The sequence below is a fragment of the uncultured Rikenella sp. genome (genome assembly GCF_947628055.1).
Classification (GTDB): domain Bacteria; phylum Bacteroidota; class Bacteroidia; order Bacteroidales; family Rikenellaceae; genus Rikenella.
In genome coordinates, this window is sequence record NZ_CANQYJ010000098.1 from 1 (window position 1) to 8,931 (window position 8,931).

Genomic DNA, 8,931 nt, shown 5'->3' on the forward strand with positions numbered 1-8,931 from the left:
CTCAAGAGATGCGCAAGCATCTCAAAAAGTTTTTCTGGTTCTCTTTGTTCACAAAGAGAACAGTTCCCTCAAACATAAGGTAGTGATTAAATCGAACCGTTAAATTTTATTTCCGCCCCACATCGACGGTTCCCACCGCCAGCTATCCTTCAGCGCCTCCGGCAACTCCTTGCCCGAGAACACCAACAACAAGCTATCCGGCACCAGCGCCCGGATACAATTCGCATACCCCGCCGGCAGACACAGCAATTCGCTGCGCTCCGCCGTCAGCGTAAAGACCTCCGGCACCAAATTCCGCGAAGGATTTTCCCAATCGTCCGGCCGCACGAACGCCAGCCGGAAACCGCCCCGCAGACACTGGAACCACTTACCCTCATATCGGTGCCCATGCCAGCCCCGAATCACCTCCGTACTGTCATGCCTGATGACATAATAGCGATGCGCACCCTCTAAGTTGAAACCATTCATGTGCACCAACTCGCCCCGGGCATCCCGGAAAATACCCCCCTCAAGAATTCGTATATCACTCATGGCCGAAACATCCGTTATTCATTTTCCCTGATACGCGACAGCAGATACTGCCCGTATTGGTTTTTAGCCATCGGCAGCGCGATCTCACGCAGTTTTTCCGCCGTGATCCAGCCCTTGCCGTAAGCGATCCCCTCCAGACAAGCCACCTTCAGCCCCTGCCTCTTTTCGATCACCTCGATAAAAGTCGAAGCCTCGGACAACGAATCATGCGTACCCGTGTCCAGCCACGCGAACCCCCGCCCCAAGAGCTGCACCTTCAGCTGTTTGTCATGCAGGAACCGTTCATTGACCGTCGTGATCTCCAACTCACCCCGTGCCGACGGTTCGATCCGTTTGGCCACATCCACCACCCGGTTCGGATAGAAATACAGCCCGACCACAGCATAATTGGATTTCGGCACGGCAGGCTTTTCTTCCAGCGTCTCCGCATTCCCCTCCTTATCGAACGAAACGACCCCATACCGTTCGGGATCGCTCACCCAGTAGCCGAATACGGTCGCCTTGGGATCGGCGGCATCCTCCGCCGCCGCCACCGCCTCGTGCAGCATGGCCGAGAAGCCCTGCCCGAAAAAGATATTGTCCCCCAGCACCAAGCAAGCCGCATCCTTCCCGATGAACTTTTCACCGATAATGAACGCCTGCGCCAGCCCGTCCGGCGACGGCTGCTCGGCATACTCGAACCGCACCCCATAGTCGGAGCCGTCCCCGAGCAGCCTGCGGAACCCCGGCAGGTCGTGCGGCGTCGAAATAATCAAGATCTCCCGTATCCCGGCCAGCATCAGCACCGAGATGGGATAATAGATCATCGGCTTGTCATAGATCGGCAGCAATTGCTTGCTCACCCCCTTGGTGATGGGATAAAGGCGCATTCCCGAGCCGCCGGCCAGTACGATTCCTTTCATAATGCAGTCTTGGAAATTGGGTCCAAAAATAAGTCTTATTTTCTACAATCCGGCCGTTACGGCCTCTTTCGGCCAAACTTCCTTGAGGTCGACACCCGCGGCGGGATGTTTGCAGGCGAACCCGACCGCCGGGGCAGCCCCACGCACCCGGCCCGATCCGGTTTGTTTTCGCCGAAGATAGCGAAAATCCGGTTTGCCCGCACCGGCGCAACGTCTATTCGGATCGTACCGGCCTCTGTTGGTGCGACCCGCCGGCCGAAGACAGAAAGCATGGAGAACGACCGCCGGACAGCGCGACGGCAGCCCCGGTAAAAAGGTCGGGAAATTGATTAACTTTGTCATATTAAGGCGACCCCCATGAACAGTCATCATTTCCGACAGTGGCTTTTCGTTGTGGTCGGCGCAGCGCTGCTCGCCACCGCATTCGTATTTTTCATCACCCCCTACCGCATCGTCCCCGGCGGCGTGTACGGTCTGGGCGTGGTGCTGAACTACCTGTTTCCCGCCATACAGGTCGGGACTTACGGTCTCTCGATGGACATTCCCCTGCTGCTCATCGCGTTCCGGCTTTTCGGGGCCAAGTTCGGCACCAAGACCATCGTCGCGGCGGTGCTGACCCCGGTCATTATGGACACCCTGACACTCCTGGTGGGCTCCGACCCCGCCACCCTGCTCGGCGGCAAGATCGACCTCTCGGACGACGTGCTGCTGAGTTGCATCTTCGGCGGGACGCTGATGGGGGCGGGCGTAGGACTGATCCTCAAGACCCACGCCACGTCGGGCGGAACGGACATCGTGGCCATGATCGTCTCCAGATACTTCCATGTCCCGATCAGCCGGGCGGTGCTTTATGTGGATTCGTTAGTGGTGCTGTTCGGGCTGGTCGTATTGGGCGACTGGCGGCTGCCGCTCTATTCGTTGGTGACCATCTTCGTCTCCTCGCGCGTGATCGACTACATCGTGGACGGCGGGTCGGGCGACAAACTGCTCTTCATCCTCTCCGACCGCCACGACGAGATCCGCGACTACATCCTCGAGGGGCTGGACCGCGGCGGCACCTATATCAAGGCCAGCGGCATGTACACCGGAGCCGACAAAGAGATGATCTTCGTGGTCGTTTCGCGGCGCGAAGTGTCGCTCATGCGCGACCGCATCCGCGAAATCGACCCCGACGCGTTCATGATTGTGGTCGATGCTCATGAAACCCTCGGCGAGGGCTTCAAAACTTTTGAAAAACTATGATACGGAAAATCGCCCTTCTGGCCGGGTTGTCCCTGCTCATCACCGGAATGATGCCCCGGCGGCCGGCCGTGAACTTCCATTTCGCCCCCGGCGAAGTATGGGAATCGGAGACCTTGACCGCTCCGTTCGACATCCCGATCTATAAGAGTATCGAACAGCTCGTTGCGGAGCGGAAAAAACTGATGGAAGAGTTCCAGCCCGTTTTCCGGCTCGACACCCTGGTGGCGGCCGCCCAGCTGCGAACCTTGGCGGCCGATCTGACAGCCGATCCTTCGCTCGGCGATGCAGAACGGGAACGGATACTCGACGCTTTCCGGTACGTTTACCGCAAAGGGATCGTCAGCGACGCCGAGCGGGCTTCCTATGCCGACCGGATGGTGCGCACGGACAGCGCACACGTATTGCAAACCGTTTACGCCACCGACCTGTTCACCCCTTCCACGGCGCAGACCTACCTGCAGGCGCAGGGGATCGATCCCGAGCAGGCGGCTCGCTACCTTACGCCCTCCCTGACTTACGACCAATCGCTCAACGCCCGGCTCCGGGAACAGCTTCTCTCGCGGGTTTCACGGACGGAAGGGATCATCCGCACGGGCGAAGTGATCGTCGCCGCCGGCCAGATGATCGACCGCCATACCGCTTCGCTGCTGACCTCCTACCGCCGCGAATACGAAAACCGGCTGGGGCGGGGCGTGAGCGGAATCGTCCTCTTCTTAGGCAAATTCCTGCTCGTTGCTTCCATACTGACCTTGAGCTATGTCTTTTTCCGGTTCTTTTCCGGACGGCACTTCGCCGGGTGGAAACCGCTGCTGTTCGTTTTCGTGCTCTATACCGTCATGGCGGGACTGATGGCGCTCGTGGTGCGGACGCAGTTCCTGAGCCCTTATTTAGTGCCGCTGCCGGTGGTGGCGATTCTGTTGCTGGCTTTTTTCGACACCCGCGTGGCTATCTTCGGGAACATTTCGGTGGTGCTGCTCGCCTCGCTTTTCGTAAGGTCCAGCTTTGAATTTTTCACGGTCGATTTCCTGGCCGGGATGGTGGCCATCTTCGTGGTGCGGCACTACTACCAGCGGCACAGCGTATTCAAGGCCGTCGGGGCGGTGCTCCTGGCCGGGGCGCTGGTCTACGTCGCGTTCATGTGGATGACGCAGGGGACGCTGTACGTCGATTACAGGGGGGTGCTGTGGTTCGTGGCGAGTGCATTCCTGATGCTGGCATTCTACCAGTTAGTCTATATTTTCGAGCGGCTGTTCGGCTTCGTGTCGGACATTACCTTGCTGGAACTCTCGGACACCAATCAACCTTTGTTGCTGCAATTAGCCGAGAAAGCGCCGGGAACGTTCCAACATTCGGTGCAGGTGGCCTCGCTGGCCGAGAGCGCGGCGAAGGAGATCGGAGCGAACCCTCTGCTGGCGCGGACGGGGGCGCTCTACCACGACATCGGCAAGATGGAAAATGCGTTCTATTTCGTGGAAAACCAGACCGGGAATTTCAATCCCCATTCGATGCTTCGTCCGGCACAGAGTGCGGCTATCGTCCGCTCGCATGTCACCGAGGGGATCACTTTGGCGCGCAAATACCGGCTGCCGGCGATGATCCAGGAGTTCATCTCCGGACATCACGGAACGTCGAAGATCTACTATTTCTATGCGGAAGAGGGGCGGCTGCATGACGGGGTGGTGGAACATCCCGACGAATTTACTTATCCGGGGCCGAAACCGGTGCGGCGCGAGGTGGCGATCTGCATGATGGCCGATTCGGTGGAGGCGGCATCGCGGTCGCTGGCCAGCTACGACAAGGAGTCGATCGATGCGCTGGTCGAGAAGATCGTCGACCGGCAGGTGGCCGAACATCAGTTCAGCCATGCGGATTTGTCGTTCGCGGAGGTGACCCGGATCAAGGAGCTGTTCAAGGCCAAGCTGAACAACATTTACCACAGCCGGGTTTCTTATCCGGCAACGGTTTGACTTTTCGGGGGCGTACAGTGCAAAGCGGGGAAAATGATTATTTTTGCCGGGTATCCGGATCCGTTCCCGGTTTTCGCCTCGGGATGCGGTTTGCCTGCCGGTATATCGCGGTTTTGAAGAGGTCGCCGTCGGCGCGGAAACCCAATATTTAACCGTATGGTTTTTATCGCCTCGGGCCGTGTGCCGCTCGGCACTTGATCCGGGGCTGTAACTACCCTGAACGGCGTTGCTGGCTCCGGCCAAGCAAGGGTAGTAGCCCAGCAGGAATACTGGAGGCTGACCATTTTGCGTGCCGCTCGGCACTCGAGCCGGACCGTAACTACCCCCAACTCCGCAGGCTGCGACCCGAAATGATAATCAGGTGCGCGAGAGTGGCCGTAAATAGTACCGAAAAAGTACGGTTTCAATGATCTCCCCGTGTCAGGCCGGAGCCACCCTGGGCGGAGGGTGCCGCTCGGCACTCGACCTGGGCTGTAACTACCCTTGATTGGCCGGAGCCAGCGGGGACTGCAATCGAGCGCAGCGAGAAAATTGCAGGCCTCCGCAGCCGGGGGCTCCGGCCTGGCATAGGGAGATCATGGCTGAAAAACCCTCTTGGATGCCGTTAGGCACAGCAGCCCGTCCGCGGACGCGGGAAACTGTTCCTTCGCACGCGAAAGCCCTCCCGGAAGCGTCGTGTTTTGCCTTGAGGGGGCCGCGCAGGACGCGCGGACACCCGACAAGGCGAAACCGGCTGGAGGCACTTTGGCTTCGCCTTCCTCCTGGCGCCTCGGCCATTCGAGCAAGCTCGATGGCACTCGGCTGCTGCGTCGGTTCTTTGTCTACTTTGACCTGCGGTCTTCCTCGCGCTACCTCGGCATAGCCCGCAAACGATCTCTGCTCTCGGTACGCTGCTCGGTTCTTTGGTGGCAAAGAAAGTAGAAGCCCCGCCGGCTTGAGGCGGCTAAGAAAAAGTGCCTGCCCGGCAAAAGGGCAGCGAAGAAAAAGCCCTGCCGGCTTGAGGCGGCTAAGAAAAAGGTGCTCCGCGGCATGAGCGACAAAGAGAAAAAGTATCATTCCGCGAAGCGGGCAGCCCCACACTGTGGAGGAATCCGGTTCGCAGAACCGGGCGGGCCGCAGCCACCCGCCGAGAAAAAGACTGAACGAACGAATAATCCGAGATATGATCGAAGCGGAAAACATATCGAAAAAACGAGGAAACGCAGCCGCCTTGAAGGATGTGTCGTTGCAAGTGCCGGAGGGTACGATTCACGGACTGATCGGCGCCGACGGAGCCGGCAAGACGACCCTGTTCGACATTTTGGTCACCCTCCTGCGCCCCGACACCGGTACGGCATCCGTAGGCGGACACGACATCCGGGAACAGTGGCGAGAAGTGCGGAAGACCGTCGGATACATGCCCGCCGCTTTTTCGTTGTACGGCGACCTCTCCGTGCGCGAGAACCTGGAATTTTTCGCCCGCATCTACCGGCAGCCGGCCGGTCGGATCGCATCTTTGGCCGGAGACATCTGGGCACAGATCGAACCCTTCTCCGACCGTCCGGCAGCCCAGCTCTCCGGCGGGATGAAACAGAAACTCGCCCTTTGCTGCGCACTGATCCACGACCCGGAAGTGCTGATGCTCGACGAACCCACCACCGGCGTCGATCCCGTCTCGCGCAGCGAATTTTGGGCCGCCCTGCGGAAACTGGCGGGAAAAGGGAAAACCGTACTGGTCTCCACCTCTTACATGGACGAAGCGGCCCGGTGCGACCGGATCACCCTCCTCCATCGCGGCACAGTGCTCGACTCACTGGTGCCGAATGAAGCCGAAGCGCATTACCGGGGAACCCTATACGAGATCGGTTCGGCAGACATCGGCCTCAACACCAGGATGTTGCACATTCTGCGCAGCTGGTCGCTCAGTTGCGGATGCTACTCGTTCGGCGACCGGATCCATTTGGGGACCGCCCTGCCGGCCATGCGGGCCGAAACAGTGGCCGGTTACCTGCGGGGACAAGGCATCGACACATCGCAAGTCTCAGTCCGTCCGGCGAGCCCGACGGTCGAAGACCTTTTCATACAACTGACCTCGGCGTCGCCCGAAGCCGAAGAAACCGAGAACTCATGGACGAACGAAGCATCATAACGGAACACCTGACCCGTCGTTTCGGGACGTTCACAGCAGTGGACGACCTCACTTTCGACGTGGGCCGGGGCGAAGTATTCGGTTTCTTAGGAGCCAACGGAGCCGGGAAAACCACAGCGATCCGGATGCTGTGCGGACTGCTCAGACCCACATCGGGACAGGCCGAAGTGGCCGGATGCGACGTAGCGCGCAACCCGGAGCAGGTCAAGCGGCGGATCGGCTATATGAGCCAGCGCTTCTCGCTTTACAACGACCTGACCGTAAGCGAGAATCTGCAGCTTTTCGGAACGATTTACGGACTGAGCCGCACCCGGCTGCGGGAACGGATCCGGGAAATGTACCGGCGGCTGTCTATGGAACGAATCAAAGACCAGCTGGTGGGCGGCTTGCCGCCGGGATGGAAACAGAAGATCGCCCTCTCGGCGGCGATGCTCCACCGGCCGCAAGTGTTATTTCTGGACGAACCGACCGGCGGTGTCGACCCGCTGGAACGGAGGCGGTTCTGGGAACTGATCCTCGACACGGCAGCGGGAGGGACAACGATCCTCGTGACGACCCATTATCTGGACGAGGCGCTTTATTGCAACCGGACGCTTATCATGGCAGACGGACGGATCCAGGCCATAGGCCAGCCCAGAACCTTGATGAGCGAACACCAGGCTGCCGACATGGACGATTTATTCAGCAGACTCACACGCCCGGCCGGCGGAACGACCGGCAGAAAGGAGGCCGAGGTATGACAGACCGTTTTCTGGGCTTTGTAGTCAAAGAGTGCCGGCATATCCTGCGTGAGAAGAGGACGCTGGCGATGCTCTTCGCCATACCTTTGGCATTAGTGATGCTCTTCGGGTATGTGATCTCGATGGACATCGATCACACGCCGGTGGCAGTGCTCGACTCCTCGCAAGGCGATCCGTTGGCGCGCAAGTTAGTGCAAAAGCTGGAGGCGGCCGACCAGTTCCGCATCGTGGATCAAGTGCGGTGCGAAGCGGACATCGACGCGGCATTCCGCGACGGGACGGTCAAAATGGTGGTGGTGATTCCCGCGGGCTTCGGCAGCGATGCCAGGAGGGTCGAAGGAACCGCGGTACAGCTGGTGACCGACGCCTCGGATCTGAACATCGCAACGACCCTTATCGGTTACGCCACGGCCATCGTGAGAGACCTGAACGCGGAATTGAACACCGAACAGGGGCTGCTGTCGGCCGATACCGCCCCGCTGCGGGTCGATGTGCGGATGATGTACAATCCGGAGCTGAAGTCGGCCTACATGTTCGTGCCGGGAGTGATCGCCATGATCGTGATGATCGTGGCGGCGATGATGACCTCCGTGACGCTGGCGCGGGAAAAAGAGACAGGAACGCTGCGGCTGCTGACCGTCTCGCCGCTCAAGGGACGCACGGTCGTTCTGGGGAAAGTGCTGCCTTATTTCGTTCTGACAGCGGTCAATACGGCGGTCATCATGCTGCTGGGGACGCTGGTGTTCGGGATGCCTTGCCACGGGAGCTTGTGGGGGGTGATGCTGTTGTGCGCCCTGTTCATTCTGGCGGCCATCGGGCTGGGGATACTCATCTCGTCGCTGGTCAAAACGCAGCAGACGGCGCTGACAGCGTCGCTGGTGGGGCTGCTGATGCCGACGATGCTGTTGTCAGGCTTCATTTTTCCGCTGGCCAATATGCCAGAAGCGATGCAATGGGTCTGCCGGATCGTGCCGGCGACGTGGTTTATCGAAGGGATCAAGGGGCTGATGCTCAAAGGGCAGCCGGTGGGAGACCTCTGGCTTCCGCTGACGATTCTCGGCGCCATGGCAGGGGTGCTGATCGGGCTGGCCTTGTGGATGTTCGCGCGACGGGACCGGCCGGCCCGGTAACTGAAATCGACGAACGAACCGGTAACAAAAAAAGAAAAGATGGAAAAGACATCTCGGATATACGTAGCGGGCCACCGGGGACTGGTGGGCTCCGCAATCTGGCGGAATTTGCAGCAGAAAGGGTATTCCGGCCTGATCGGACGCACCCATAAAGAACTGGATTTGACCGACCAGCAGGCGGTAGAAGCGTTTTTCGCAGCGGAAAAGCCGGAGTACGTCTTTCTGGCAGCGGCTTATGTGGGGGGGATCATGGCCAACTCCTTGTACCGGGCCGACTTTATCTGGCGCAAT

General features: G+C 59.5%; 8 protein-coding genes. 6 read left to right on the forward strand and 2 right to left on the reverse strand.

Translation table 11 applies throughout. From position 1 onward, the window contains the following. Positions 1–99: 99 nt before the first annotated feature. On the reverse strand, positions 100–531 hold the full coding sequence (locus Q0Z93_RS08455) for a dTDP-6-deoxy-3,4-keto-hexulose isomerase (RefSeq protein ID WP_298064516.1): 432 nt from the start codon (positions 529–531) through the stop codon (positions 100–102). A gap of 14 nt (positions 532–545) precedes the next feature. Further along, positions 546–1,433, reverse strand: coding sequence for a glucose-1-phosphate thymidylyltransferase RfbA (rfbA, locus tag Q0Z93_RS08460; protein WP_298064518.1), 888 nt, complete (start codon positions 1,431–1,433; stop codon positions 546–548). A 357-nt stretch (positions 1,434–1,790) separates the two neighbouring features. Between rfbA and Q0Z93_RS08465 the strand changes: the two genes are divergently transcribed. The 6 genes from Q0Z93_RS08465 to Q0Z93_RS08490 all read left to right on the forward strand — a co-directional run. Next, positions 1,791–2,675: a YitT family protein gene (locus Q0Z93_RS08465; protein ID WP_298064520.1), complete on the forward strand. Its 885-nt coding sequence runs from the start codon at positions 1,791–1,793 to the stop codon at positions 2,673–2,675. Beyond that, positions 2,672–4,642: an HDIG domain-containing metalloprotein gene (locus tag Q0Z93_RS08470; protein ID WP_298064522.1), complete on the forward strand. Its 1,971-nt coding sequence runs from the start codon at positions 2,672–2,674 to the stop codon at positions 4,640–4,642. The genes Q0Z93_RS08465 and Q0Z93_RS08470 overlap by 4 nt, the downstream gene beginning before the upstream one ends. A gap of 1,162 nt (positions 4,643–5,804) precedes the next feature. After that, a complete protein-coding gene (locus Q0Z93_RS08475) occupies positions 5,805–6,770 on the forward strand; it encodes an ABC transporter ATP-binding protein (RefSeq protein WP_298064524.1) in 966 nt (321 codons plus the stop codon). Beyond that, complete coding sequence (locus Q0Z93_RS08480) at positions 6,749–7,510, forward strand: ABC transporter ATP-binding protein (protein WP_298064526.1); 762 nt, start codon at positions 6,749–6,751, stop codon at positions 7,508–7,510. Before Q0Z93_RS08475 ends, Q0Z93_RS08480 begins: the two co-directional genes overlap by 22 nt. Then, positions 7,507–8,640: an ABC transporter permease gene (locus tag Q0Z93_RS08485; RefSeq protein WP_298064528.1), complete on the forward strand. Its 1,134-nt coding sequence runs from the start codon at positions 7,507–7,509 to the stop codon at positions 8,638–8,640. The genes Q0Z93_RS08480 and Q0Z93_RS08485 overlap by 4 nt, the downstream gene beginning before the upstream one ends. A gap of 39 nt (positions 8,641–8,679) precedes the next feature. Further along, positions 8,680–8,931 (forward strand): NAD-dependent epimerase/dehydratase family protein (locus tag Q0Z93_RS08490; protein WP_298064529.1); only part of this gene is annotated, 252 nt, incomplete at its 3' end.

Excerpts from the sequence above, each read along its gene's own strand:
- Q0Z93_RS08465 (WP_298064520.1), top strand. The coding sequence starts at position 1,791 with ATGAACAGTCATCATTTCCGACAGTGGCTTTTCGTTGTGGTCGGCGCA.
- Q0Z93_RS08455 (WP_298064516.1), bottom strand. The coding sequence starts at position 531 with ATGAGTGATATACGAATTCTTGAGGGGGGTATTTTCCGGGATGCCCGG.
- Q0Z93_RS08485 (WP_298064528.1), top strand. The coding sequence starts at position 7,507 with ATGACAGACCGTTTTCTGGGCTTTGTAGTCAAAGAGTGCCGGCATATC.
- Q0Z93_RS08470 (WP_298064522.1), top strand. The coding sequence starts at position 2,672 with ATGATACGGAAAATCGCCCTTCTGGCCGGGTTGTCCCTGCTCATCACC.
- rfbA (WP_298064518.1), bottom strand. The coding sequence starts at position 1,433 with ATGAAAGGAATCGTACTGGCCGGCGGCTCGGGAATGCGCCTTTATCCC.
- Q0Z93_RS08475 (WP_298064524.1), top strand. The coding sequence starts at position 5,805 with ATGATCGAAGCGGAAAACATATCGAAAAAACGAGGAAACGCAGCCGCC.
- Q0Z93_RS08480 (WP_298064526.1), top strand. The coding sequence starts at position 6,749 with ATGGACGAACGAAGCATCATAACGGAACACCTGACCCGTCGTTTCGGG.